22 protein-coding genes and 1 tRNA gene are annotated in these 24,561 nt (G+C 65.6%); 10 read left to right on the top strand and 13 right to left on the bottom strand.

Features of this window, described 5'->3' with window-relative positions; translation table 11 throughout:
• Positions 1 to 10 precede the first annotated feature (10 nt).
• The 5 genes from ACSU1G_RS25425 (at position 11) to ACSU1G_RS25445 (ending at position 6,289) form a co-directional block, all read left to right on the top strand.
• Positions 11 to 655: an HD domain-containing protein gene (locus ACSU1G_RS25425; RefSeq protein ID WP_439282876.1), complete on the top strand. Its 645-nt coding sequence runs from the start codon at positions 11 to 13 to the stop codon at positions 653 to 655.
• The gene (locus ACSU1G_RS25430; RefSeq protein ID WP_439282878.1) at positions 652 to 2,160 is read left to right on the top strand and encodes an aldehyde dehydrogenase family protein; all 1,509 of its coding nucleotides are present in this window, start codon (positions 652 to 654) and stop codon (positions 2,158 to 2,160) included. Before ACSU1G_RS25425 ends, ACSU1G_RS25430 begins: the two co-directional genes overlap by 4 nt.
• Positions 2,161 to 2,491: 331 nt before the next feature.
• On the top strand, positions 2,492 to 3,661 hold the full coding sequence (locus tag ACSU1G_RS25435; RefSeq protein WP_439282880.1) for a thiolase family protein: 1,170 nt from the start codon (positions 2,492 to 2,494) through the stop codon (positions 3,659 to 3,661).
• 9 nt (positions 3,662 to 3,670) lie between these two features.
• A complete protein-coding gene (locus ACSU1G_RS25440) occupies positions 3,671 to 4,471 on the top strand; it encodes an IclR family transcriptional regulator domain-containing protein (protein ID WP_439282882.1) in 801 nt (266 codons plus the stop codon).
• 105 nt (positions 4,472 to 4,576) lie between these two features.
• Complete coding sequence (locus tag ACSU1G_RS25445; protein WP_439282884.1) at positions 4,577 to 6,289, top strand: long-chain-fatty-acid--CoA ligase; 1,713 nt, start codon at positions 4,577 to 4,579, stop codon at positions 6,287 to 6,289.
• Between the two features lie 98 nt (positions 6,290 to 6,387).
• Here the strand turns inward: ACSU1G_RS25445 and ACSU1G_RS25450 are convergent, their stop codons facing one another.
• The 10 genes from ACSU1G_RS25450 to ACSU1G_RS25495 form a co-directional block, all read right to left on the bottom strand.
• Positions 6,388 to 7,587, bottom strand: a complete 1,200-nt coding sequence (locus tag ACSU1G_RS25450) for an MFS transporter (RefSeq protein WP_439283127.1) — start codon at positions 7,585 to 7,587, stop codon at positions 6,388 to 6,390.
• Positions 7,588 to 7,619: 32 nt separating this feature from the next.
• Positions 7,620 to 8,453: an ABC transporter ATP-binding protein gene (locus ACSU1G_RS25455; RefSeq protein ID WP_439282886.1), complete on the bottom strand. Its 834-nt coding sequence runs from the start codon at positions 8,451 to 8,453 to the stop codon at positions 7,620 to 7,622.
• Positions 8,443 to 9,216: an ABC transporter permease gene (locus ACSU1G_RS25460; RefSeq protein ID WP_439282888.1), complete on the bottom strand. Its 774-nt coding sequence runs from the start codon at positions 9,214 to 9,216 to the stop codon at positions 8,443 to 8,445. Before ACSU1G_RS25460 ends, ACSU1G_RS25455 begins: the two co-directional genes overlap by 11 nt.
• Positions 9,213 to 10,040, bottom strand: coding sequence for an ABC transporter permease (locus ACSU1G_RS25465; RefSeq protein ID WP_439282890.1), 828 nt, complete (start codon positions 10,038 to 10,040; stop codon positions 9,213 to 9,215). Before ACSU1G_RS25465 ends, ACSU1G_RS25460 begins: the two co-directional genes overlap by 4 nt.
• Positions 10,037 to 11,011, bottom strand: coding sequence for an ABC transporter substrate-binding protein (locus ACSU1G_RS25470; protein ID WP_439282891.1), 975 nt, complete (start codon positions 11,009 to 11,011; stop codon positions 10,037 to 10,039). The genes ACSU1G_RS25465 and ACSU1G_RS25470 overlap by 4 nt, the downstream gene beginning before the upstream one ends.
• A 138-nt stretch (positions 11,012 to 11,149) precedes the next feature.
• A complete protein-coding gene (locus ACSU1G_RS25475; protein WP_439282893.1) occupies positions 11,150 to 11,794 on the bottom strand; it encodes a GntR family transcriptional regulator in 645 nt (214 codons plus the stop codon).
• Positions 11,795 to 12,061: 267 nt separating this feature from the next.
• Positions 12,062 to 12,715: a response regulator gene (locus ACSU1G_RS25480; protein ID WP_439282894.1), complete on the bottom strand. Its 654-nt coding sequence runs from the start codon at positions 12,713 to 12,715 to the stop codon at positions 12,062 to 12,064.
• A complete protein-coding gene (locus tag ACSU1G_RS25485) occupies positions 12,712 to 14,001 on the bottom strand; it encodes a sensor histidine kinase (protein WP_439283129.1) in 1,290 nt (429 codons plus the stop codon). The genes ACSU1G_RS25480 and ACSU1G_RS25485 overlap by 4 nt, the downstream gene beginning before the upstream one ends.
• 13 nt (positions 14,002 to 14,014) lie before the next feature.
• Positions 14,015 to 14,836 (bottom strand): ABC transporter permease, encoded by an 822-nt coding sequence (locus ACSU1G_RS25490; RefSeq protein ID WP_439282896.1) that lies wholly within the window; start codon positions 14,834 to 14,836, stop codon positions 14,015 to 14,017.
• A complete protein-coding gene (locus ACSU1G_RS25495; protein ID WP_439282898.1) occupies positions 14,833 to 15,744 on the bottom strand; it encodes an ABC transporter ATP-binding protein in 912 nt (303 codons plus the stop codon). The genes ACSU1G_RS25490 and ACSU1G_RS25495 overlap by 4 nt, the downstream gene beginning before the upstream one ends.
• A 139-nt stretch (positions 15,745 to 15,883) precedes the next feature.
• Between ACSU1G_RS25495 and corA the strand changes: the two genes are divergently transcribed.
• A complete protein-coding gene (gene corA / locus ACSU1G_RS25500) occupies positions 15,884 to 16,900 on the top strand; it encodes a magnesium/cobalt transporter CorA (RefSeq protein ID WP_439283131.1) in 1,017 nt (338 codons plus the stop codon).
• Between the two features lie 41 nt (positions 16,901 to 16,941).
• Positions 16,942 to 17,226, top strand: a complete 285-nt coding sequence (locus ACSU1G_RS25505; RefSeq protein ID WP_439282900.1) for a hypothetical protein — start codon at positions 16,942 to 16,944, stop codon at positions 17,224 to 17,226.
• Positions 17,227 to 17,419: 193 nt separating this feature from the next.
• On the opposite strand, the gene ACSU1G_RS25510 is transcribed toward ACSU1G_RS25505, so the two are convergent.
• From ACSU1G_RS25510 to ACSU1G_RS25520, 3 genes are all read right to left on the bottom strand, one after another.
• Positions 17,420 to 20,965 carry a putative Ig domain-containing protein gene (locus tag ACSU1G_RS25510; protein WP_439282902.1) on the bottom strand — a complete coding sequence of 1,182 codons (3,546 nt, stop codon included), beginning with the start codon at positions 20,963 to 20,965 and terminating at the stop codon, positions 17,420 to 17,422.
• A gap of 267 nt (positions 20,966 to 21,232) precedes the next feature.
• A tRNA-Gly gene (locus ACSU1G_RS25515) sits at positions 21,233 to 21,306 on the bottom strand.
• A gap of 61 nt (positions 21,307 to 21,367) precedes the next feature.
• Entirely contained in the window at positions 21,368 to 22,609 is a 1,242-nt protein-coding gene (locus tag ACSU1G_RS25520; protein WP_439282903.1) for an NAD(P)/FAD-dependent oxidoreductase, read from the bottom strand.
• A 149-nt stretch (positions 22,610 to 22,758) separates the two neighbouring features.
• On the opposite strand from ACSU1G_RS25520, the gene ACSU1G_RS25525 reads away from it, so the two are divergent.
• Genes ACSU1G_RS25525 through dcd form a run of 3 tightly spaced genes read left to right on the top strand, consistent with a single transcriptional unit; the run spans position 22,759 to position 24,527 of the window.
• Positions 22,759 to 23,235: an Lrp/AsnC family transcriptional regulator gene (locus ACSU1G_RS25525; RefSeq protein WP_439282905.1), complete on the top strand. Its 477-nt coding sequence runs from the start codon at positions 22,759 to 22,761 to the stop codon at positions 23,233 to 23,235.
• On the top strand, positions 23,235 to 23,912 hold the full coding sequence (locus ACSU1G_RS25530) for a GAP family protein (protein ID WP_439282907.1): 678 nt from the start codon (positions 23,235 to 23,237) through the stop codon (positions 23,910 to 23,912). Before ACSU1G_RS25525 ends, ACSU1G_RS25530 begins: the two co-directional genes overlap by 1 nt.
• A 9-nt stretch (positions 23,913 to 23,921) precedes the next feature.
• Positions 23,922 to 24,527: a dCTP deaminase gene (gene dcd / locus ACSU1G_RS25535; protein WP_439282909.1), complete on the top strand. Its 606-nt coding sequence runs from the start codon at positions 23,922 to 23,924 to the stop codon at positions 24,525 to 24,527.
• Positions 24,528 to 24,561: the final 34 nt, after the last annotated feature.

Genomic DNA, 24,561 nt, shown 5'->3' on the forward strand with positions numbered 1-24,561 from the left:
CGGAGTCACCATGACACTTTCCACCGCTGTCCCCGTAGACACCAGCCCCATCGCCGCCGCGTCTGCGAACGACGACCTCGACCCGCTGTGGCGTGCCATCGTCGCCGAGTCGCGCTCGCGACAGAACGACATCCATCTGCCCATCTCGTTCGCTTTCGCCGAGCGCTTGTGCGCCTCGCACCCCGAGGCGGACGCCCTGGTCGTCAGAGTCGCCATTGTGCTGCATGACACGGGTTGGTCGCGCGTCGACCAGGACCGCATCATCTCCGAGGGATTCTCCGGTGACTGGCGTCGGGCGGATGTTCGATACGAACATGAGCGGCACGGCTGCGACATCGCCCGCGAGGTGCTGCCGCCGCTGGGGTACGACGAGGCCTTTATCGAACGCGTGACCGCGATCATCGACGGTCACGACACCCGCCAGGTGTCGCACTCCATCGAGGACAGTCTCGTGCGCGACGCCGATCGACTCTGGCGGTTCACTCCCACCGGAATCGCGCTCGCTTCGTCGTGGTTCGGCATCACGCCCGCCGCGTACTGTGCACGACTGCGCGTAGAGATCGTGCCCGAGCTGCTCACCGACGCCGCAGTGCGCATGGCCGAGGCCGAGCTCATGCGCGCCGAAGTGCTTTTGAAGATCGAGCAATTGTCATGACGATGCTCGATGCCGATTTCGTGGTGGCGATGCGTCATCGCCACGACGAAGCTGCCGCTGGATTGCCTTACACACACGTCTCTGGACACCGCATCGGCGGCGTCGAGACGAAGGCATCCGGTGGCGTGAACTCCCCGGTTGTGGACCCAGCCACAGGGGAGCGTTGGGGCTCGGTACCGGATGCTGATGCGTCCGATATCGACGCGGCAGTCGCCGCAGCTCGCGCTGCCTATCCCCAGTGGGCGGCGCGGGCTCCCTCCGATCGTGCCGAGCTGTTGCGCCGCATGGCGGATGCGATCGAGAACAGAGCCGATGTGCTCAGCCTCACCAACACGCTGGAGAATGGATCGCCGGTGGCCGAGACTGCTGGCGCAGCGGCGAATGCGGCATCCATCCTGCGAGTGTTCGCAAGCCTGGCCGGGCAACTCGAAGCGGGCGACGTGCGCGCCTTTCCGGATCGACGCAACGAGACTGTCGTCGCGCAGGACCCCATCGGCGTGTGTGCGCTCATCGCGCCGTGGAACTTCCCGATCAACCTCGTCGTGATCAAGCTCGCACCCGCGCTCGTCGCCGGATGCACCGTCGTGATTAAGCCCGCAGGCCCGACGCCCCTTTCTGCGCGGTTCCTCCTCGACGCCGCGGAGGAGGCCGGTGTTCCCGCGGGGGTCATCAACCTCGTGACCGGCGATGGTGCGACGGGCGAACTGCTCGTGCGCCATCCTGGCATCGACAAAGTGGCTTTCACGGGGTCGACACCGGTCGGGCGTCGCATCGCTGCTGCGTGCGGCGAGCTGCTGCGTCCGGTGACCCTCGAGCTCGGCGGTAAGTCGACGGCGATCGTGCTGCCGGATGCTGATTTGGATGCCATGTCGGCGGTGCTTCTGCGCAGCAGCATGCGCAATACCGGGCAGACCTGCTACATATCGACCCGCCTGGTCACCACTCCCGATCGGTATGACGAACTGGTCGACATGGTTTCGGCGACGGTTGCCGCAGCGCCCGTCGGAGACCCGCTGGATCCCGCGACCGTGTTCGGCCCTGTCGCGACGTTCGCGCAGCGTGATCGGGTGCTCGGGTATATCCGCGCGGGTGTGGCAGAGGGCGCCAGGGCGACGGTCGGCGGAGAGGTGCCCGAACCGCTGCGGGGTGGCGCGTTCGTCGCCCCGACCGTGTTCGCCGACGTCACGCCCGACATGACCATCGCCCGCGAGGAGATCTTCGGACCCGTCATCACTCTGCTCCGCGCGCCGTCAGTGGACGCCGCCGTCGACATCGCCAACAACACGTCGTTCGGCCTCGGTGGGATCGTCTTCGGCGGAGATGAGGATGCCGCGTTCCGTGTGGCGCGACGCATGGACACCGGCTCGGTCGGTGTGAACATGTTCGCCTCGAACCACTACGCGCCCTTCGGTGGTCGGCACGATTCCGGTCTCGGGGTTGAGTACGGGCTGGAGGGGCTCAGGGCGTATCTCACGCCGCAGTCGGTGCATCGCCGCGTGCGCTGACTGTAGGCGCCGCTGCGCCGGGCTTCGTCGTCCCCGATACACCTGCAGGGCGATCGTACGGATGCAGGGCGACACGCCGAGGGATGGCCGTGCATCCGGGGTTTGGCCCTGCATCCGTACGAGGGCGAGGGCGAAGGCTGGTCAGTGACGTCCCCTAAGGAGTATGCTGGCACCGCATAGCGAACCATCATTCGCAGAGCGAACACTCTCGAGGAGGCGCAGTGATCGACAAGACCGTGCCGGATGCGGCATCCGCCGTCGCTGGCATCCCCGATGGGGCGACCGTCATGATCGGGCGGCTCGACAGGGCAGGGCGGCTGGTGGAGCTTTCATGACCGTCACCTATATTTACGACGCTGTGCGCACCCCGTTCGGACGTGCCGGCGGTGCGCTCGCCGGCATCCGGCCCGATGATCTGGCTGCCGTGGTGATGAAGGCCACTATCGAGCGCACCGGAATCGATCCTGCGCGCATCGAGGATGTTATCTTCGGCGACGCGAACCAGGCCGGTGAAGACAACCGTAATGTCGCGCGGATGGGTGCGTTGCTGGCTGGGCTTCCGACCTCGGTGACGGGCACCACGGTGAACCGGCTGTGTGCGTCGAGCGTCGAGGCGGTCATCCAGGGCGCGCGTGCGATCGAGTCGGGGGATGCCGAGATCATTCTCGCCGGCGGGGTCGAGTCGATGAGTCGGGCGCCATACGTCGTGGAGAAGTCCGCGAAGCCGTTCCCTGCCACGGGCAACCAAACCATGTGGAACACCGCGATCGGCTGGCGGATGATCAACAGCGCGCTGCCGACTCATTGGATCATTTCCAATGGAGAAGCCGCCGAAAAGGCCGCCCGCGTCGCCGGCATCAGCCGTGAGGATCAGGATGCCTTCGCGGTGCGTTCTCATGAGCTCGCCGCTAAGGCATGGGCTGACGGCATCTATGCCGAGGAGATCGTGCAGGTTCCCGGTGTGGAGCTGGTGCGCGATGAAGGCATTCGCGACGGTTCGACGGTTGAGAAGCTGCGCGGCTTGCGTGCGCTGTTCATGGCAGATGGCACCGTGACCGCAGGCAACTCCTCGTCGATCAATGACGGTGCATCGGCCGTGCTTCTCGGTGCCGAGGGTGCCATCGATGCCGAGCCGCTCGCGCGCATCACCGGTCGCGCCGCGCACGGCGTCGACCCCGATGACTTCCCGATCGCGCCGATCGAAGCGGCGAACAAGGCACTCGCCCGCGCGGGTCGCACCTGGGCTGATGTCGATTTCGTCGAGCTCAATGAGGCATTCGCATCGCAGTCGCTCGCGTGCCTGCGCGGTTGGCCGGAGCTTGATCCCGAGCGGCTGAATGTGCACGGCGGGGCGCTGGCGATCGGGCATCCGCTCGGCGCATCCGGCGGTCGCATCATCGGCCATGCCGCGCACGAACTGCGCCGCCGTGGTCGCGGGGTCGCGGTCGTCGCTATCTGCATCGGCGTCGGGCAGGGGCTCGCCGTCGTGCTGGAACGCTAGGGTTTCGATGTGACTGAATCGGATGCTGCACCTGCAGAAGCGGCCTCCAGTGCTGATTTCGTGCAGTCGCTTGCTCGCGGGCTCACTGTTATCCGCGCATTCGATGGCGAACCCGCTGAGCTGTCGCTGGCCGAGGTCGCTCGGCGGGCTGAGATTCCGCGGGCCGCAGCCCGGCGGTTCTTGCGCACGCTTGAGCAGCTCGGTTACGTGCGGGCGACGGCGGATGCTCGATTCCTGCTGACCCCGCGGGTGCTGGAGCTCGGCTACGGCTACCTTTCGTCACTGTCACTGCCCGAGATCGTGCAGCCGCACCTCGATGCCCTGTCACACCAGATCGGCGAATCGGTGTCTGTCGCTGTTCTCGATGGCGCAGACATTGTCTACGTCGCCCGTGCCGCTGCCCGCCGCATCATGAGTGTGCGCATCACGATCGGTACTCGCCTGCCTGCGTTCGCGACCAGCATGGGGCGCGTGCTGCTGGCCGCGTTGCCTGAGCCGGAAGCCGGAACCATCTTGGACGCCACGCAACTCGTCGCCCACACCCCGCGCACCCGCGCCGACCGGGATGACCTCGTTGCCGAGATCGAACGCGTGCGCTCGCAGGGCTGGGCCATGGTCGACGGTGAGCTCGAGGAGGGGCTGCGGTCGATTGCTGTCCCGCTGACGACACGGGCAGGGGTGACAGCGGCACTCAACGTCTCGACAAGCACCGCACGGGGGCCGGCCGAAGATGTACGCGCCGAGCTGCTGCCCGCGCTGCAGGACACGGCATCCCGCATCGAAGCCGAGCTGCGCGCCGCCCGCGTCTGATACCCCATCTATATGACGGGAACCTCCGCTTTACGCGCGGAACCGCAGGCTAGCGCCGTATAGACGGACTGATGGCGGGGAACAGCGACCGCGTAGGATTCTCCCATGCAGCTGAACGAGACGCGCGCCTGGAATCGGTTCTACGCGCCGGGGACGCCCATCGACATCGAGCCGGTCACTGGGTCCCTCAGTGACCTGCTTGACGAGCGCGTCGCGCAGTGGTCAGACCGCCCGGCGATCGCGTTCTTCGACAGGACGCTCAGTTACCGCGAGCTCGGCGACCGGGTCTCCCGCGTCGCGAACGGGCTGCGGGGGCTGGGCGTCAAGGCCGGTGACCGTGTCGCGCTCATCATGCCGAACGCTCCTCAGCACGTCATCGCCTTCTACGCTGTGCTGCGCCTCGGCGCCGTCGTTGTCGAGCACAATCCGCTGTACACCCGCGACGAGCTCGAGGTGCAGTTCCGTGACCACGGCGCGACCGTTGTCATCACGTGGGACAAGCTCGTGCCGACTCTGCGCGCGCTGCCCGCCGATCTCGGCATCCGCGACATCATCTCCGTCGACATCACCCGCGCCATGCCGTTCGCGATGCGCCTCGCGCTGACGCTGCCGATCGCGAAGGCGCGCGAGTCGCGTGAGAAGCTGACCGCGCCCGCGCCGGGGACCCTCCCGTTCGCGACGCTTGAGAAGAGTGCGCCGCTTCCGGCGTCGCACCCGCGGCCGGCCGCATCCGATCTGGCATCGCTTCAGTACACCTCCGGCACGACCGGCACGCCCAAGGGTGCGATGATTTCGCACGCCAATCTGTGGGCGAATGCCCGCCAGGGCGCGGCGTGGATGCCCGAGTTCACCCGGGGTGACGGACGCATCTACGGGCTGCTGCCGATGTTCCACTCCTTCGGCGTGCTGCTCTCGGTCATCTACTCCGTCGAGACCGGGTCGTGCGCCGTGCTCTTCCCGACGTTCGATCCGGCGCTGGTTGAGAAGGCCGCGAAGAAGTTCCCGCCGACGTTCGTGCCCGCGGTGCCGCCGATGTTCGACCGTCTCGCCCGCGTCGCCAAGGAAGGCAAGCTCGATTTGACCGGCGTCGTCTACGCGATCTCCGGTGCGATGACGCTGACCCCGGCGATCGTGAAGCGCTGGGAGGACCAGGCGGGCAGCATGCTCAACGAGGGCTACGGGCTTACCGAGACCAGTCCAGTCGCGCTTGCGAACCCGTTCACGGATGCTCGGCGCATCGGAGCGATCGGCATCCCGTTCCCGTCCACGGACATCAAGGTCGTCGACCCGGACGAGCCCACCCGCGAGGTCGAGCTCGGCGATTCCGGTGAGCTGCTGATCCACGGACCGCAGGTGTTCCAGGGGTACTGGAATCGGCCGGAGGAGACAGCGGCCACCCTGCTCGAGGGCGGCTGGCTGCGCACCGGCGACCTCGTCGTGCAGGATGTCGACGGCTTCGTCACAGTCGTCGACCGCAAGAAGGAACTCATCATCACCGGCGGCTTCAACGTGTCGCCGAGCGAGGTCGAGCAGGTCATCGTGACGGTTCCTGGCGTTGCGGCATCCGCTGTGGTCGGCATCCCGCGCGGAAGCGGAGCCGAGGTCGTCACTGCTGTCGTCGTACTCGAAGAAGGCGCGACGTTCGACGAGGATGCCGCCCGCGAAGCCGCGCGCGAGAGTCTGGCCGAGTATAAGCGCCCGAGCTCCTACCTGGTCTGGGAGGAACTGCCAACCTCGCTCATCGGCAAGGTGCTCCGCCGCACGGTGCGCGACACCCTGATCGCCGACCGCCACGCGGTGCGCGCGACGGAGGACTGACCTCCGCCTCCGCCCGCGAGACTTCACCAATGTCCCAGAAACGCGTCGAAACGGGTACATTCGCGAAGTCTCGCGGCTGGTATGGGGTGGAGTTGGCGTTAGCGGGAGAGCACGTACCGGTCCCGCGCGGCGAACACTCCGATCGCGCCCTGCAGCACCATCGCGACCAGAAGAATGGTCAGCGGCACGGTCCAGCTGCCGGTCGCGGCCTGCACGGCGCCGAAGAGCACCGGACCGATCGCGGCGATGGCGTATCCGACCGACTGCGACATGCCCGACAGCGCGGATGAGGTGCTGTGGTCGCGTGCGCGCTGCGCCATCAGCGTCAGCGAGACCCCGAGCGAAGCGCCGGAGAATAGGCCGAGCGGCACAACCCAGAATCCGATCGCGCCCGGCCAGATCATGAGCCCGGCGATCCCCGCGATCCCCAGAATCGGCAGTAGAGCAGGTGTCAGCCGTGCGCCGCGTCCGTGCATCACGAGCGCCACCGTGAGTGAGCCCACCAGCGAGAACACCTGGTAGAGCATGACGTCGAAACCCGCGATCGCGGCGCTACGCCCCGTCGAGATTGATACGGATGCGAGCCAGGTGACCAGCACGTAGAAGCTCGTCGATTGCACGCCCATGTAGCCGGCGACCTGCCAAGCCACCGGATCCCGCCAGATTCCAACGCGCGGAGCGCGGCCGAGCGCCGGCATCCGCACCTCTCGCCGACTTACAAGCCACCAGGCGATCAGGGCGAAGGGCAGGATCGCGCCGCCGGTGATCAGCAGCGACATCCGCCATCCGGCTCCGATGTCGTTCCCGCTGAGTCCGGCCAGCGGAACCGCCAAACCGGATGCCACGGCACCCGCCCCGCCCAGAAGAGCGGAGTACACGCCCATCATCATCGGCACGCGCAACGGGAAGTCCCGCTTGATCACTGCCGGCATCAGCACGTTCCCGATCGCCAGCGCGACGCCGATCAGGCCTGTGCCGATCCAGAGCCAGACGCTCGAGCCGGGCAGCGACCGCACGAGGAGGCCTACCGCGAGCAGGCCGAGCGCGGCCAGCACCGCACCGCCCAACCCCAGCCGTCGCCCGAAGCCATGCGCAAACGGCGACACCACGGCCCACGTGATCAGCACGATCGTCGACAGTGCGCCCAGAAGTGCGAGCGGGATGCCGGTGTCCGCAGACATCCGGTCGATCAACGGGCCAACGGCAGAGATCGCCGGCCGCATCATCACTGCGACGAGGCACAGGGCGATGATCGCGGCGACGGCGTGCGAAGTCCGTCGGCGTTCCGGGGTCGGGATGACGTGTGTCCTCTCGGAAGGTTCCTGTGGCGTCAGGCAGACTTGGGCTGCTCGCTGCCGCCGGCGTTCGTCTTGGCTCGTTGGATCTCACCGTAGATGTGACGGCGCAGTTCCACGAACCGCGGGTCGGAGCGCGTCGTCAACTGGTCGCGCTCGTCTGGCAGATTGATCGTCACATCATCCTGCACGACGGTCGGACGGTTCGACAGCACAATGACGCGCTGGCCGAGGTAGACCGACTCGTCGATGTCGTGCGTGACGAACAGCACGGTGACGCCGAGCTCCTTCCAGATCTTGCGGACGAGGTCCTCGAGATCGGCGCGGGTCTGCGCGTCGACGGCCGCGAACGGCTCGTCCATCAGCAGGATCTGCGGGCGGTATGCCACGGCGCGGGCGATTGCGACGCGCTGCTGCATGCCTCCGGAGAGCTGCCACGGGTACTTGTCCGCGGCGTCCGACAGGTCAACCGCCTCGAGTGCCTCGCTCGAGCGCTGGCGGCGCTCGGCCTTCGAGATGCCCGCGCTCTTCAGTGGCAGTTCGACGTTGGCCTGCACGCTCATCCACGGGTACAGGCTGCGCCCGTACTCCTGGAAGACGACAGCCATGGTTTTCGGTGGACCGGTGATGGGCTTGCCCTCGATCTCGAGCCTGCCCGCTGTGGGCGGCAAGAGACCGGCGATGCACTTCAGCAGCGTCGTCTTTCCGGCGCCGGACGGGCCGACGATGCAGACGAGCTGCCCCTGAGGGATGCTGAACGTCAGATCGCGGATCGCCTCGACGGCTTCGGCCTGCGGCGTCGGCGCCGGGTAGATCTTGCGCAGCCCCTCGACAAGGAGGACGGGGGTGGTGGTGTTTTCAGGACTCACGTTGGACTTCTCTCAATCCGTGGTACCAGCGAAGGAGGTAGCGCTCGGTGTAGCGGAACAGCACCGCAAGACCGAGACCGATCAGACCCAGCACGAGGATGCCGCTCCACATTTCCGGGATGGCGAAGTTGCGCTGGAACTGGATGATGGTGAAACCGAGACCGGCCGACGTGTACCAGAGCTCGGAGATCACCATCAGGATGAGGGCGATCGACAGGCACTGGCGCACGCCCGCCAGGATCTGCGGCGCCGCTGCGGGAAGGATCAGGTAGCGGAGGCGCGCCATGCGTCCCAGGCCGTAGCTGCGCGCCGTGTCGCGCTGCACCTCGTCGGTGGCTCGGACGCCCTCGACGGTGTTCAGCAGCACGGGCCAGAGCGATCCGAAGATGATCACGAACACCTGCATCCGCCAGTTGACGCCGATGATGATCATCAGCAGTGGCAGCAGCACAGGCGGCGGGATCGCGCGGAAGAATTCCAGCAGCGGCTCGAGCAACTGCCGCAGCGGCTTGAACGATCCGATGAGCAGACCCAGACCCACGCCGATCACAATCGATCCGGCGATTCCGAGGAACAGGCGGCCGATGCTGGGAAGCACGTCCTTGGTGAAGCGTTCACCGAACCAGGTGTCGAAGAACGTCGTGACCAGCTCGCCGGGTGTCGGCACGAAGAAGCTGGGGTTGACGATCGTGGAGATCCACCACCACAGCACCAGGACGATCGGCAGCGCGAGTAGGAAGAAGACAGCCTTGAGGAACTTCATCCGAGTGCCTCCGTTCGCACTGAGGTGTGCCATGCGAGCACGCGTCGTTCGACGAACCGAACAACCAGGTTGATTGCGACGCCGATGAGTCCGGTGGCGAGGATCAGGGCATACATGCCAGTGATGTCGCCGCCTTCACGAGTCTCGGCGATTTGCTTGCCCAACCCCGGAGTTCCGATGATGAGCTCGGCGGTGATTGCGAGGATCAGGGCGACAGCGGCAGCCAGGCGGATGCCCGTCATGAGGTACGGCAGGGCCGTCGGCCACATGACGTGACGGATGCGCTGGAAACGGGTGAGGCCGTAGCTTCTTGCCGTGGCATCCGCGACCGGGTCGACATCCTTCGCGCCGTAGATGACCTGCAGCAGGACCTGCCAGAACGCCGCGTAGACGATGAGCAGGAGTCCTGCTTGGATCTTCGTACCGAACAGCAGCACAGCCAACGGGATGAGCGCCACGGACGGAACCGGGCGGAGGAACTCGATCGTCGAGTGCGTAAGGCGCTCGAGGAATCGGCTCGATCCGATGAGGAATCCGATCACGGTCGCCGCGACAACGGAGATCACCAGGCCCAGCGACCAGCTGAGCATGGTGGAGCCGACATCGCGCCAAAAGGCCATGTCGATGACGTACTCGCCGAAGCGGACGAGCACCTCACTGGCCGGTGGCACGAAGCGGGGGTCGACCAGGCCCAGTCGCGAGACGATTTCCCAGATGGCCAGGAATGCGACCACGCCAACTGCACCCAGCCAGGCGCCAGCCCCCGAGGAGGTGCGGCGACGTAGCCGCCGCACCTCGCTCAGAGTGTTGATGACGGCTGTCACGGCAGAAGGTTATCGAAGTCCGGCTCGGCCGACAGGACGCCGTACTTCTGAGCCGCCGCAGCGAGCTTCTCGATCGACGCGCGATCCATCTCGGTCGGGTACTTCGGCAGCGTGATCGTTGCCAACACCTCGGGAGGAGTCTTCGTGTAGGTGGCCATGATCTCGCGGACGGCATCCGGGTTCGCATCGGCGTACTCGAGCGACTTCTGCATAGCCGACTGGAACTTCGTCAGCAGGTCAGGGTCGACGTCGCTCAGAGCGAAGTAAGCCGCGATATCGAGATTCGGGTCGAAATCCGCGTACGCGTAAGTGACGACGTTCAGCCCGGCCTCGATTGCGGAGGTGACGAAGGGCTCAACGACGAATGCTGCGTCAACCTGGTCGTTCTCGACCGCGGCGATCGCGTCGGGGAAGGGCACTTCGACGAAGCTGATCGTCGAGGAGTCCGCGCCCGCTTCGTCAACGCCATCGCGAACCACAGTGTCGTTGATGTTTCCGACGCTGTTGCTGGAGACGGTCTTGCCGGCGAGATCCGCGGGTGAGGAGATGCCGGAGTCGGCCTTGGTGATGACCGCGCCCATGTCCTTCGTGGTGTCGCCAGTGGTGGAGACAGCGGAGGAGACCATCTTGATGTCGAGGCCCTGGTCGGCGGCGACCATCAGCGACAGCGTGTTGCTGAAGCCGAACTGGTAGTCGCCGGAGACGACGGCCGGCACGATGGCTGCACCGCCGGTGGCGGTCTCGATGGTGAGGTCGAGGCCCTCATCTTCGAAGAAGCCCTGGGCATCTCCGAGGTAGATGGCTGCGGTGTCGGCGATCGGGATCACGCCGACCTTGACGGGGGTCAGCTCTGCGGTGCTACCCGAGTCGCCGTCGGTGCCAGCGCCGGTGGTGGGGGCATCCGAGTCGGTGCATCCGGTCAAAACCAGAGCGGTGATCGCCGCGAGGGCGAAAAAGCCTGCCTTTTTCATGTCACTCCGTCGTGTCAGGGTTTGGGTAATGGGCGACTGCTGCGTCACCCGATGCCCTGACCGTACGCGTCGTCACATACCGTTGTCAATTATGTTTGCGAGATTGATAACAATCCGCGACAACCGACGGCAACCAGGTCAGCGGACGGCCGTGGTCTTCGCGAATTCGGTCAGCGTGGTGATCACGCTGCCGACGTGCTTCTCCATGGCGGCGCGCGCCTTGAGTGGATCGCGCGTGCACACGCCCTCGATGATCGCGAGGTGCTCTGGGAACGACGTGCTCGGCCGTCCGGGCACAAGGAAGAGGCGGAACTGGTGGTGCACCATCTGGCCGTTGAGCTGCTCGAGCACGCGGGTGGCCGTGCTGTGCTTGGCGATGTCACGGATCGTACCGTGCAGCGTGACGTTCAGTTCCGAGTAGCGCATCAGCTCGTGATGCGCGATGGCTTCGCGCATCTCCTCGCCGATTTGACGGAGGATGACGATCTGCGGATCGGTAACCCGCTCGGCCGCTCGAGCGGCGACCAGGCCCTCGACGGACTGCCGGATCTCGGTGATCTCGACAGCCTCTTCGGGGGTGATCTCGCGCACGCGCGCCCCACGGTTCGGCGTCAGTTCGACGAGCCCTTCCGCCTCGAGTTGGATGAGTGCATTGCGCAGTGTGAAGCGGCTCGCGCCATATTCCTCGGCGAGATCGGCTTCGATCAGGCGCTGGCGCGGCGCGTAGGATCCGCGCAGAACGGCTTCACGCAGCTTGCTGCGGACGTCAGAATTGTCGGGCACTGGACGTCTTCCTCTCGAGTGACGGGACTCCTCGATTGTGCACTACGGATGCCGCAGCACTCTCTTCGTGCATCTCGCAGCGACCCCGTCGTCGTCAGCAAAATTGTTGACAATACCCGGGAGCATACCGCACTGCGCCGACGGCTGGCCATGGCGGTGCACCGTACGCCTCGCTCGGAGTTGTGCGCCTGCTTCGGACGAATGCGGTTAGAACGTCCGAGGATCCCGCACATCTCCGAAGAAGCCGCTCGCCCACACGGCGGCCCCTCACACCATCCCATGCCGATGCGCGAGGATCACGGCGTGCACGCGGTCCCTGGCCTCGAGCTTCATCAGCACGCGCCCGACATGCGTCTTGACAGTCGACTCGCTCAGGAACAGGCTCTGCGCGATCTCTGCGTTGGTGTGGCCGCGGGCGATCGCGAGGAAAACATCGCGCTCGCGCTCGGTGAGTGACGCGGTGGGATCGGGCTCGTCGCTCGCGGGAGCCAGATGAGGCCCGAGGTGCTCGAGCAGCCGGCGGGTGACACGCGGCGCGAGCGCCGCATCGCCACGATGCACGGCCCGCACTGCTGAGGTCAGCTCATGCCGCTGCGCGTCCTTGAGGAGGAATCCGCTCGCGCCCGCACGGATCGCACCGAACGCGTACTCGTCAAGGTCGAACGTGGTCAGCACCAGCACCCGGGTATCCGGCAGCGCCTGCACGATTGCCTCCGTCGCGGCGATCCCGTCGAGCCCCGGCATCCGGATGTCCATCAGCACGACGTCCGGTGTGAACTCCGTCGCCCGCCGGATCGCCTCCTCGCCGTCACTCGCCTCACCGACCACGACCATGTCGGCTTCCGCCTCGAGCACCAGGCGGAAGCCGACCCGGATGAGCTCCTGGTCATCGACGAGGAGTATTCGAATGGGCTCGGTCATGGGGCATCCTCAATTGCAGGAGAAGGGGGAGAGTCGGATGCCGCAGGCAACTCCGCACGAAGCATCCATCGGCCATCGCTTGCGGGTACCGACTGCAGTGTGCCGTTCACGTGAGCCGCGCGCTCGCTCAGTCCGCGCAGCCCGAACCCGGTCGTGCCGATGGGGCCCGAGGCCCCATCGTTATAGATCTCGACCACGATCGGATCCGCTGAGTAGTCGATGCGCACCTCGATCTTTGACGCGTGCGGGGCATGCCGCATGGCGTTGGTGAGCCCCTCCTGCACGATCCTGCCGATCGCGAAGCTCACCGCCGGCGTCACGTTCGCCTCTCCGGTGGTCGTGAGCGTGACCGGATAGCCGGCATTCTGTGCGGTCGCGACGGTGACGTGCGGTTGCACCGGCGCGGACGGAGCCAGCGGGAGGTCAGAGTCTGCATCGCGGAGGACGCCGAGCATCGACCGCATCTCGGTGAGGGCGCCACGCGCGGTCGCCGCGGCGGCCGTCGCGGCATCCCGAGCTCTGTCCTGATCGGCGGTCGCCGCGGCGCCCTCAGAGAGGGCGACAATCACGGTGAGCGAATGGGAGACGATGTCGTGCATTTCGCGGGCGATGCGCGCACGCTCGCTCGCGGCTGCGATCTGCGCTTGCTGATCGCGTTCGGTAAGCAGCTGCCGGGAGCGGTCGATGACCGCCTCGATATAGCGCTTGCGGCCGCCGACGTTGATGCCGATCAGTGTTCCAATCAGCGCGAGCGTGAGTTGGCCGAGGACACCGTTCAGCGCATCCTGGAGCGTGATGGCTCCGGCGCGCTCGAGGATGAATGAGATGAGCGTCAGCGTTCCGATGCCGATCCCCAGCCCCGTCCATGCGGCACGAGTCGAGCGATAGACCGCGAGCGTGTAACTCGTGACGACGAGAAGCGGGCCGCCTGCGGGCTCGAGCAGGAACAGATACGCGACAGCTACCGCGTACGAGGCGGCGAAGGTCACCACTGGCCACTGCCTGCGGCGCAACAGCAGGGCGCAGGCGATCACGACCAGAACCACGAGGATGACATTGGTGATCACTGGTGGAGGGTCGATGACCCTGATCCCGCCGCCGGGTGTCGTTTCGTATGAGGTGAAGAAAGTTGCCGGCGCGATCCCGAGGAGGAGGCAGATGACGGCGATGATGACATCGGCTGCGATCGGATGCCGCGCCCAGAAGCGCCGGATGATGCCGGGCGGACGCGGCAGCCGCAGCTCGTCGTCCTCACGGACGGCGGTGCTGCGGCTGCGCGAATTCATCACGGCCTCGACTTTACGCGTCGCGAGTGCGCAGTACCGCCCAGGCGGACAGCATCCCCGCGGTGACCCATGCGGCCAGCGTCAGGTAGGCCTCGACGAGGGGCAGGCCCCAGTCATCCTGCGGCAGGATCGCGCTCTGCGCTGCGGCCATCGGCAGGTGTCCGATGACGTCACCGATCCACTGCCACTCCTCTCCTGGCATTGCGAAGATGCTTCCCACGATCGGGAGGACGAACAGGAGTCCGACGGTCGCGGCGATCGCGCCGGCGCCGGAGCGGATGAGGAAGCCGAACGCGACGCCGATCAGGGCGAAGACCGCCATCGAGATCGATGAGGCGAGGATCGGCAGGATCGATTTGGCCGGGTCATCCCAGGCGAACGGCATGTCCCTGCCGGCGAAGATCGGTGTGACCGCGATCGCAGCGACGAGGGAGATCACGAACGAGGCGACGAACATGAATACTGCGACGACGATCGCCTTCGCAGCGAGGACCGATCCGCGGACTGGATCGGCAGCCAGCGTGGAGCGCATCATCCCGGTCGAGTATTCGCCTGTGACCGCGATGACCCCGAGGATGCCCGCGAGCAGCATCGTGAACTGGATGGGCGAGACCACGGCCTGGATGGGCTCGAATCCCGGCACGTCCATGGCGAGTGCAACGAGGACGGCGATGCCGATCGTCAGCAGGGCGACGAGGCCGATCGACCACCAGGTCGAGCGGAGCGTGGACAGCTTGATCCATTCGCTGTGCACAGTCCGGAAGAACGTGAGGCGGTACGGCGACGCACTCTGCGTGCGCAGCGGCGCCGGAGCGGCGGGAGCCACGGTGGTCATGAGATCTCCTTCGAGCGGTACTCGACCGATTCACCGGTGAGTGCGAGATAGGCATCCTCGAGAGAACCGGTGGCCGGAGTCAGCTCGTGGATGGGGATGCCGCGGTCTGCGGCGATGTCTCCGATACGGGATGCCGGCAGCCCGACGATCTCGATCGTCTCGGGGCTCGTGCTGACGATCTCGATGTCGGGACCGGCCACCGCGGCGGCGAGGTCAGAGGTACGAGGGCTCCGCACCAGGACGGTGTTCCTTGTCCACGCCCGAACGAGCTCTTCGAGTGGAGCATCCGCGAGTACCTGCCCGCGGCCCATGACGATCACGTGATCGGCGGTCTGCGCCATCTCGCTCATCAGGTGACTGGACAGCAGCACCGTGCGACCCTCGGATGCCGCGTGGCGGACGAATTGGCGCACCCAGCGCACGCCCTCAGGGTCGAGGCCGTTCACCGGCTCGTCGAGGATCAGCGTGTGTGGGTCTCCGAGCAGTGCCGAGGCGATGCCGAGGCGTTGTCCCATGCCGAGCGAGAACTTGCCGGCGCGCTTTCGTGAGACGGAGCCGATGCCGGCGAGGTCGATGACCTCGTCAACGCGCGACAGCGGAATGCCGTGAGTGGCGGCCATCGCACGCAGATGGTTTCGCGCGGTGCGACCCGTGTGGACGGCTTTCGCGTCGAGCAGCACGCCGACCTCGGTGAGGGGTGCGCGCAGCTTGCGGTATTCCTGCCCGTTGACGGTCGCTCGGCCCGAGGTGGGACGGTCAAGGCCAACGACCATGCGCATCGTGGTGGATTTGCCGGCACCGTTCGGGCCGAGGAAGCCCGTGACGGTTCCGGGTTTGACCGTGAAGGACACGTCCTGGACGGCTGTCTTGTCTCCGAACCTCTTCGTGAGGCCTTCTGCTGTGATCATGTCTTCGACGCTACGGGCGAAGTGGGTTCTGGCACGTCCTCCTTTGGTGCCGGATTGGGCGGATGTAGGTGGCACCGCGGGACCATGACCTAGAGTCGGATCCGTATGAAGGCGGGCATCCGCGGTGGGAAGGGGAATGATGGCGATCATCGACAACGGCATCTATGTGGATGGCATCCGCACCGAGAACTCGACGAGTCTGAACGAGACGTTCGAGCTCATGCGCGAGCGTGGGGGCATGGCCTGGATCGGGCTATACCGGCCGGATGCACAGGAGGTGCGCGAGGTCGCGGACGAGCTGGGACTGCACGACCTCCTCGTTGAGGATGCGCTGTCTGGGCATCAGCGACCGAAGCTGGAGCGCTACGGAGACGTGCTGTTCCTGGTGCTGCGTCCGGCTCGATATCTCGATGCCGAGGAAGAAGTCGAGTTCGGCGAGGTGCACATCGTTGTCGGGCCCGACTTCGTAGTGACGATCCGGCACGCCGAATCGCCCGACCTGGCGCGAGTGCGCACTCGGCTTGAACACGACTCCGCGCTGCTGGCGCGGGGGCCGGAGGCGGTGCTCTACGCCATTGTCGACGAGGTCGTCGACAAGTATGCGCCCGTGCTTGCCGGTCTTGAGAACGACATTGACGAGATCGAGAGCCAGTTGTTCGTCGAGGATGCCGATGCCACAGAGCGCATCTACAAACTCGCCCGCGAGGTGATCGATTTCCAGCGCGCGACGCAGCCGTTGGCAGGGATGATCGAGGCGCTGCTGCGCGGTTCTGAGAAGTACGAGGTGGATGTCGAGCTGCAACGGTATCTGCGAGACGTGCTCGATCACGCGCTACGGATCTCCGACAGGGCTGCGACGTTCCGCACGGTCCTCGATAACGCACTGACCGTCGAATCGACGATCGTCGCTCGCCGTCAGAACGAGGAGATGCGACGGATGACGGAGCTCAGTATCCGTCAGAACGAAGAGGTCAAGAAGATCTCCGGATGGGCGGCGATCCTCTTCGCCCCCACCCTCGTCGGCACGATTTACGGGATGAACTTCGAGGTGATGCCGGAGCTTCACTGGACCTTCGGGTATCCGCTCGCCATCGGCGCGATGCTGGCGATGGGGTTCGGGCTGTATGTCGTGTTCAGGAAGAAGGGGTGGCTGTAGTGTCCCGGATGGGGATCGGAGGGGGATCGGAGGGGGCGAATATGAGTGAATCAACGAGCGTCACGAGCAACCGTGCGCACCATCTGATCTCGTTGGCTGCTGGTGTGTTTGCTTTGCTGTTCTTCATCTTCGGACCAGTCGTGTTCGGCGGACTGCTGGCGGTGCTGGTGGGTGTCGCGGCGGTCATCATCGGCCATCGCGCGTCCGCGCGCCCTGGGCGCATCCGCTGGGTTGCGATCCTCGGGCTCATCATCGCGTACCTCCAGCTGATCACAGCCGGTGGCATCCTGCTGGTGGGGGCGCTCCGCGTGCTGGGTGCCTTGTAGAGGAGTGCCGTCACGCTACCTCGCGGATCGACTGCGGATGAAGGGGTGGCTCGTTCCGGCGTATCCCATGGCCGACAACCTCTCGGACATGGTGCTGCAGCGGATCGTCGTGAAAGCGGGTCTCAGCCGCGATCTGGCATCCGCTCTTCTAGCGGATACCAAGGGCGAAGTCGCCTACCTCCGGCTCGCGCCGTCAGCTCGTCTGAGGGAGCCGTGTCCACTTCCGCGCTCGCATCCGCACGAACAGCCCGGTAGCCATCAGCAAGGCGCCAAGCGCGAGGATGCTGGTCGAATCGGCTCCTGTTGCAGCAAGACCAGAGGCAGGGGATGCGATGTTGCCAGTCGCGGGTGCTGTATCGACTGGGGTCGATCCGGGGTCGCTCGGCGTTGTCGGGTCGACCGGGCTCACAGGATCGATGGGTGCCACGGGGTCCACCGGGTCGACTGGATCTACGGGATCTACGGGATCTACGGGATCTACGGGATCTACGGGATCTACGGGATCGACTGGGTCCACGGGATCCACAGGGTCGACGGGATCGACTGGGTCGACGGGATCCACAGGGTCTACCGGATCAACCGGATCCACGGGATCCACGGGATCCACGGGGTCCACGGGGTCCACGGGATCAACCGGATCCACGGGGTCAACCGCATCCGCCGGAGCGATCGTCAACGTGAGATCCTGCGTCACGGCGCTGACCTCGCCCACGGCCAATGCGAGGGCGAGAAGCGGCACCGGGGCGGCGCCGGGAGCGACTATTGCGGTGATGGTCAGGGGGAACGTTCCCGCAGACTGAACGGCCGGAGTCCCGGAGATCGACGCGGTTCCGTCGCCGTTGTCGGAGAATGACAGCCCGGAGGGGAGTGCGCCGCTAAGAGTCAGGGACGGCGTCGGGGATCCGGAGGAGGTGACCTGGAACACTCCCTCGACGCCAACCTGGAAGGACGCAGTCGGTGCAGAGGTGACCGTCGGAGCCTCCCACGTGGTGAGGGCGAGAGCTTGATCAACGCTGCCGTAAGAGTTGGTGGCGGTAACGCGAACCGTCTGGTCTCCCGCTTCGGTGGGGGTACCGGCGATCGTCGCCGTGCCGTCACCGTTGTCGGTGAATGACAGCCCGGTCGGAAGTACGTCGCCAAGGGTCAGTGATGGTGTGGGGTACCCGCTGGTTGTGACAACAAACGACGTTGCGACGTCTAATTCGAACGTCGCCACGTCGGCGGAGGTGAAGGCGGGGCCTTCTCCCGCTTCGATCGTCCACGTTGTCGTCGCGGATCCTGACCGGTTCGTCGCGGTGAGGGTGACCGTTGACTGTCCAGAATGGGTCGGGGTGCCAGTGATCCTCACGCCGTCGTCGGTGTCGACGAGGCTGAGCCCGTCCGGGAGGTCGGTCGCGGTGATGGTGGGCGCCGGGCTTCCCGTAGCATCCACCCTCACGTCGATCGGCGTGCCCAGTGGGAAGACGGAGGTGGGGATGTTAGCGATCGTGGGGAGCTCGTCGACCGTGATGGTGATGTTGTGCGTGGCGGTGCCATCTGCACTTGTGGCCGTGAGCGTCGCGGTGAAGGTGCCAACCTCGGTTGGTGTCCCGGCGATCGTCAGGCTGCCGTCGGTGGCCGTCCAATTGAGACCGGGGGGAAGCGCGCCTCCCTCTGCGAGGGGGGCTGGTTCGCCGGACAGAGTGAAGACCACGTCTGCGGGCACTGGTTGTCCCTGGGCGAAGATGAGCGATGTGGGACCTGAGATCGACGGCTTGGCGAATGTTGAGACGTAGACGTCTCTCGGCGTCACGCCGTTGGCATTGCTTGCGGTCAGATGCACGGTCACGGGCTGTTCCTGTACCGTCGGCGCGGCGGTGAGCGTCCATTCGGTCGCCGAGTTGCGGGTGAGCGTGATCCAATCCGGCAACGCACTCGGAGTGAGGGTCGCAGTGGGGAATGCGAGCACGGTGATGCGCGTGGACGCTGTGGCACCAACCTCAGCTCGAAGGTCGAGGGGAGCGCCGACAGCCGGGATGGAGTGCACCTCGATGCTGAGCTGTTGCGTGGCCGTCTCGGTGCCGGTGGTCGCTTTGACTTCGAGCGTGGAGACTCCTCCCCAGCCCGTCGGAGTGCCACTCAGCGTCGCGGTTCCATCGAGGTTGTCAACGAAAGTCAGTCCTTCAGGAAGGTCTTCCGCCACGACGGTGAGCGCTGGCGCTGGCCACCCGTCCGTCGTGATCTGGGCAGTGAAGGGGACGTCGACGGCAGCGGTGAAAGTCGAGCCGCTGGTGAAGCGCGGAGCCTCGGTCACGTCGATGACGAGATCCTGCGTCACTGTGTTGCCGGATGCGAGGGTCAGAACGAGTGGGAGTGTCCAGCTGCCGCCGTTGTCGGGGGTGCCGGCGATGGTGAGGCGGTTCTCGTCCGGGTCAGAGGTGGCGGTGAGGCCTGGCGGCAGGTCATCCAGACCGCTGAGGTTTGCAGGGCTGGTTGAGGTCCAGGTGACGTCGAAGCTTCCAATGGCTGTTGTGGAAAAGGTTGCCGCTGCAGGGCTGGTGAACGCGAGGGACTCGACAGTGAGGGTGACGATCTGATCGGTGTGTCCGAGCGGATTCTCAGCGCGTACAGGGATGTCGAAGGTGCCGGTCGCTGCTGGGGCTCCGGACAGCACGCCGCTGCTACTGAGAGAGAAGCCGGCAGGGAGGTCGGTCGAAGCGAAGCTCGGCGTGGGGGTACCCGTCGCACTGAGCTGGGCGGAAAAAGGCGCATCCGCAAACGCCGATAGCGCGGCGGGCGTGACCGCACCGGGAGCGGTTCCCTGCTGAACTGTCACAGTCGTGGAGCCCGCAAGGCTGGGCTGGCCCCAGGTATCTGTGACGGCACCTGCGTGAACTGTCGGAGTGAGTGTGCCCGAGCCAGATTCAACCAGGACGCTCACGGTGTAGGGGTTCGTTCCCGCAAGAGACTCGACCGAGGCCTGCAGGCCGCTGCCGCTGACCGTGACGTCAGCGACAGTGGGGTTGTCTGCAAGCGCGGCCAGAGCCCCGTTGGACATGAAGCTCGTGGTGAACGTGAGCATTGTCGGCTCATCGACCCAGACGATCCCATTGGTGGCTGCCGGCGCAGTGTGCGTGACGATTGCAGATGGGGCAAGTGGCTGCGCGCCACCAGTCGGGGTGGTGCGCAGCTCATCAAGAACGACGACGGTGGAGTGACCGGGGTCATAGTTGCGGGGATAGTAGAACGTCAGTGTGACATCGGTGATCCGAGTGAAGTCGACGCTCGGGGTGAAGCACGACGGAGTTTCGGGGGTGCAGTAGAAATTCAACACGAGATCGAAGTCTGTGACGTTCGGGAAGCTCGCTCCGTAACGTCCGGTGTTGCCCGAAGCGTCGGTCAGGGTGATCTCCGCGGAGACCGCTAAGGGGCCGGCGGTCACGTCCGGACCCCGGGTCACGCTCTCGAGGCCAACCATGAACTGCGTGTTGGTTCCAGCCGACGTGAGATCTGTCTCCGCGAAGCTGTATTGCAGCGAAGCTGAGGTCCTGCTGTTGCCGTCACCGTAGAGCTCAATACGCTTCACGGGGTCGCTGACAGTGGGTGTGGTGCTCGTTCCGGTGTTTTCAACCGTGACGGTCGGCGCCGCGATGCGGTTGCCGTTGAAGTCGTCGATCACGATCGGCGCAGCCGCGGATGCCGAGAGTGGCATGAGCAGCGACCCGGCGATGAGTGCCAGCGTCGTCGCGACTCCGGCCATGCGGGAGCGACGGTGAGGCGCGAACGAAGACTGCGAAGGGCGCATGGAGCTGCACATTCCGGGAACGACGATGATTCCCAGGTCGAGGGCGGTGAGTGGGGAAGTTCGGGTAGCGCGCTGATGTCCGGGGTGAACCCGAGCAGTATGCAGAAGAATTATCTCGTGAGAACGATTGCGGTATTAGAGACCTAGGTCCCCAATTGCTGACTTTCATCCCAGCGGGCGGTTGTTGACCGGACGTGGGCGAGCATCTGGCTTCGCGATTGATGGAGGGACTGACGGGAATCGAACCCGCGCTATCTGCTTGGGAAGCAGAAGTTCTACCATTGAACTACAGTCCCGCGGCCTTGCGGCGCCCCGCCAGCATAACAATAAAAGCGAGGTCAGCTCCGCCGCAAGACGCTACCGCAGCGGGTTGAACGGCTCGATCGCCGGATGTACCTTCCCGGTGACGATCTGCTCGGCGAGCAGCTTGCCCGTGACAGGGCCGAGCACGATGCCCCACATTCCGTGGCCGCCGGCGACGTACACGCCCGGTGCGCGCGTGGCGCCGACGATCGGCAGGCCGTCAGGAGTCACGGGCCGCGAACCCACCCACTCGTCGTGCCGGTTGTCGAGATCCACGCCCTGCATCAGAGTGCGTGTCTGATTGATGATCGCCTGGATGCGGCGGGCCTGAAGTGGCTCGTCCGGACCACGGAACTCCATGGTCCCCGCGATCCGGAACCTGCCCTGATACGGCGTGCAGGCGATCCGCTGCGCCGGCAGATATACCGGATGCGTCGCCGGCTCGTCGGTGTCGACGGTGAATGAGTAGCCGCGCCCCGCTTGAACAGGGACCCTGACTCCCAGCGAGCGCGCGAGTTTCGGCATCCACGCCCCGGTCGCCACCACGACAGAATCGGCAGAGAGCCGCTCACCGGATGCGAGAACCACACTCGCAGCAGAACCAGCAGAACCAGCAACCCCACCGTCCACGCGTGCCACCTCGGCATCGGTGCGTAGCACCGCTCCGCGCGCGACGACGGCATCCGCCAACGCCTGCACGAACGGCGCCGGCTCCAGGAACCGTTGCTTGTCGAGCCGATACGCGACCTTCACCGCATCCGAAAGCATCGGAGCAAGTTCGCGCGGATTCTCCAGTCTCTCCAACGGCGCGTCCTGTCCGTGCCGGACCACTCCGGCGATCTCTCCGAGGAACCCCTTCGCATGCCGCTCTTCCGTGAACCCGATGACGAACGGGCCCTCCCGAGTCCACGAGTCGACACCGCCGTCTGTGAGTTCATCGAAGGCGGACAGAGCCAGCTTGTCGATCGGAGTGAGCGCCGCCATCGTGCGATCCCACGCGCGGTGCGTGCCGTGCGCGGCGAAGCGTCCGAGAAACCCCCAGAGCGCGGCATCCACTCGGAACGGCACGTGCAGTGCGGCATCCGGATCCAGCAGCGCCTTCGGTCCATACGTCCACAGGCTTGGATCAGCCAGCGGAATCGCCTTACCGGGCGTGAGCCAGCCGGCATTTCCCCAGGATGAACCAGCGGCGACGCCGGTGCGGTCGAGGACTGTGACCTCGACACCATGCTCCTGCAGATGCCAAGCGGTCGCGAGTCCGACCATGCCAGCTCCGATGACGATCGAGTGCGCCATTGCAAACCTCCCGAGATGCGACAGAAGTCGAGATACGACAGATATGTCCAGGATGGCAGATCTGCCCCGTCATCCGGTTGAGATTGAAAGAATCCTCGCCAACTGCACCAAACGCGAATAGGATCCTCGCGACGAGAAGGGAATCAGTCATGTCTGAGAAGGATTCTTCGCGGTTCGCAGACCTCGACGACATCGACCGCGCCATCCTTATCGAGATCGAGCGCGACGGACGAGTTTCGAACACCGAACTGGCCGCTCGCGTTGGCGTCGCCGAATCGACCTGCCACAAGCGGATGCGCGCCCTGACAAGCGCCGGCGCGATCATCGGTTTCCGTGCCGAGATCGATCCCGAAGCCGTCGGCCTGCACTTGGAGGCACTCATCGCGATCCGGCTCCAAGCCCACGCCCGCGGCAATCTCCACCGCTTCCAGTACTATCTCGAGTCGCTCCCCGCGACGCGGCGGGTGTACTTCCTCGCCGGTGACCGCGACTTCCTGGTGCACGTCGCCGTTCGTGACGCCCAGGCGCTGCGCGAACTCGTCGCCGACACCATCAGCGTGCGCGAAGAAGTCGCCGGAACCACGACGAACCTCATCTTTGAACACGCACCGCGGAGGCACGGCTGATGGGCGCCATCATCGGGGAGATGCTCCCGTTCGCCGTCGGCATCGCGATCAGCCCGGTGCCGATCATCGTCGTGATCCTCACGCTTTTGAGTCCTCGTGCCCGCTTGAGCAGCCTGGGCTTCTTGCTCGGCTGGGTGGTCGGCACCCTTGCGGTGATCGTGGCGCTCACCGCCCTCGCGTCGATCCTGCCCACCCATCAGCATCACGCGCGGAATTCCTGGGAAGGCGCGATCAAGCTGGTCCTGGGCGGGCTGCTGATCTGGCTGGCGGTCAAGCAGTGGCGCAAGCGCCCGCACGGCGATGAGAAGCCTGAGCTGCCAGCATGGATGCAGAAGATCGACACCTTCGGATTCGGTGACGGTCTGAAGTTTGGACTGATCCTCTCCGCAGCGAACCCAAAGAACGTGATACTCGGCGCGAGTGTCGGCGTCGACCTGGGGGCTGCCGATCTGAGCCTTGAGGGGCTCATGCTCGCCATGGCCGTATTCGTGCTGATGGCTTCGTCCACAGTCATCATCCCGGTGGCCGCGTATCTCATCGCCTCCGACCGTATGCACACACCGCTGGCTGCGCTGCACACCTGGCTGACCCGCGAGAACCACACCATCATGGCTGTGCTGCTCTTCATCCTCGGTGCCAATGCCCTCGGCAACGGGATCGGCGCGATCTGGCCGTAGGCTGGTGCCGTGCTTCTCAGCGACCGCGACATCAAAGCAGAACTCGCCGCCGGCCGGATCGGCCTGTCTCCGCACGAGCCGGAGATGATCCAGCCGTCGAGCATCGACGTGCGCCTGGACAGGTACTTCCGCCTGTTCGACAACCACAAGTACCCCTTCATCGATCCTGCCGAGGATCAGCCCGAGCTCACCAGGCTGATCGAGGTGAAGCCGGATGAGCCGTTCATTCTGCACCCCGGCGAGTTCGCGCTGGGCGCCACTTTCGAGCAGGTCAGCCTTGCCGACGACATCGCCGCTCGTCTGGAAGGCAAGTCGTCGCTCGGGCGTCTCGGCCTCATCACGCACTCCACCGCGGGCTTCATCGACCCGGGCTTCACCGGTCATGTCACCCTGGAGCTCGCGAACGTCGCCACCCTGCCGATCAAGCTCTGGCCAGGGATGAAGATCGGTCAGCTCTGCTTCTTCCGACTCTCCTCGCCCTCTGAGAATCCGTACGGCTCCGGGCCCTACGGCAACCGTTATCAGGGCCAGCGCGGGCCGACGGCCTCCCGCTCGTTCCAGAACTTCCACCGCACGAATGTCGGCACAACCGACGTCGGATCACTCGGCGGCTGATCGCCCGACGTCAACCCGACTCCGAGAGCGGGCG

The organism is Microbacterium sp. A93 (genome assembly GCF_051842835.1).

Bases quoted from the DNA above. Each gene is read 5' to 3' on its own strand.
- ACSU1G_RS25485 (WP_439283129.1), bottom strand. From the start codon at position 14,001: ATGAATTCGCGCAGCCGCAGCACCGCCGTCCGTGAGGACGACGAGCTG.
- ACSU1G_RS25505 (WP_439282900.1), top strand. From the start codon at position 16,942: ATGAGTGAATCAACGAGCGTCACGAGCAACCGTGCGCACCATCTGATC.
- ACSU1G_RS25490 (WP_439282896.1), bottom strand. From the start codon at position 14,836: ATGACCACCGTGGCTCCCGCCGCTCCGGCGCCGCTGCGCACGCAGAGT.
- ACSU1G_RS25525 (WP_439282905.1), top strand. From the start codon at position 22,759: ATGTCTGAGAAGGATTCTTCGCGGTTCGCAGACCTCGACGACATCGAC.
- ACSU1G_RS25445 (WP_439282884.1), top strand. From the start codon at position 4,577: ATGCAGCTGAACGAGACGCGCGCCTGGAATCGGTTCTACGCGCCGGGG.
- ACSU1G_RS25435 (WP_439282880.1), top strand. From the start codon at position 2,492: ATGACCGTCACCTATATTTACGACGCTGTGCGCACCCCGTTCGGACGT.
- ACSU1G_RS25470 (WP_439282891.1), bottom strand. From the start codon at position 11,011: ATGAAAAAGGCAGGCTTTTTCGCCCTCGCGGCGATCACCGCTCTGGTT.
- ACSU1G_RS25460 (WP_439282888.1), bottom strand. From the start codon at position 9,216: ATGAAGTTCCTCAAGGCTGTCTTCTTCCTACTCGCGCTGCCGATCGTC.
- corA (WP_439283131.1), top strand. From the start codon at position 15,884: ATGGCGATCATCGACAACGGCATCTATGTGGATGGCATCCGCACCGAG.
- ACSU1G_RS25480 (WP_439282894.1), bottom strand. From the start codon at position 12,715: ATGACCGAGCCCATTCGAATACTCCTCGTCGATGACCAGGAGCTCATC.
- ACSU1G_RS25510 (WP_439282902.1), bottom strand. From the start codon at position 20,965: ATGGCCGGAGTCGCGACGACGCTGGCACTCATCGCCGGGTCGCTGCTC.
- ACSU1G_RS25430 (WP_439282878.1), top strand. From the start codon at position 652: ATGACGATGCTCGATGCCGATTTCGTGGTGGCGATGCGTCATCGCCAC.
- ACSU1G_RS25425 (WP_439282876.1), top strand. From the start codon at position 11: ATGACACTTTCCACCGCTGTCCCCGTAGACACCAGCCCCATCGCCGCC.
- ACSU1G_RS25495 (WP_439282898.1), bottom strand. From the start codon at position 15,744: ATGATCACAGCAGAAGGCCTCACGAAGAGGTTCGGAGACAAGACAGCC.
- ACSU1G_RS25530 (WP_439282907.1), top strand. From the start codon at position 23,235: ATGGGCGCCATCATCGGGGAGATGCTCCCGTTCGCCGTCGGCATCGCG.
- ACSU1G_RS25520 (WP_439282903.1), bottom strand. From the start codon at position 22,609: ATGGCGCACTCGATCGTCATCGGAGCTGGCATGGTCGGACTCGCGACC.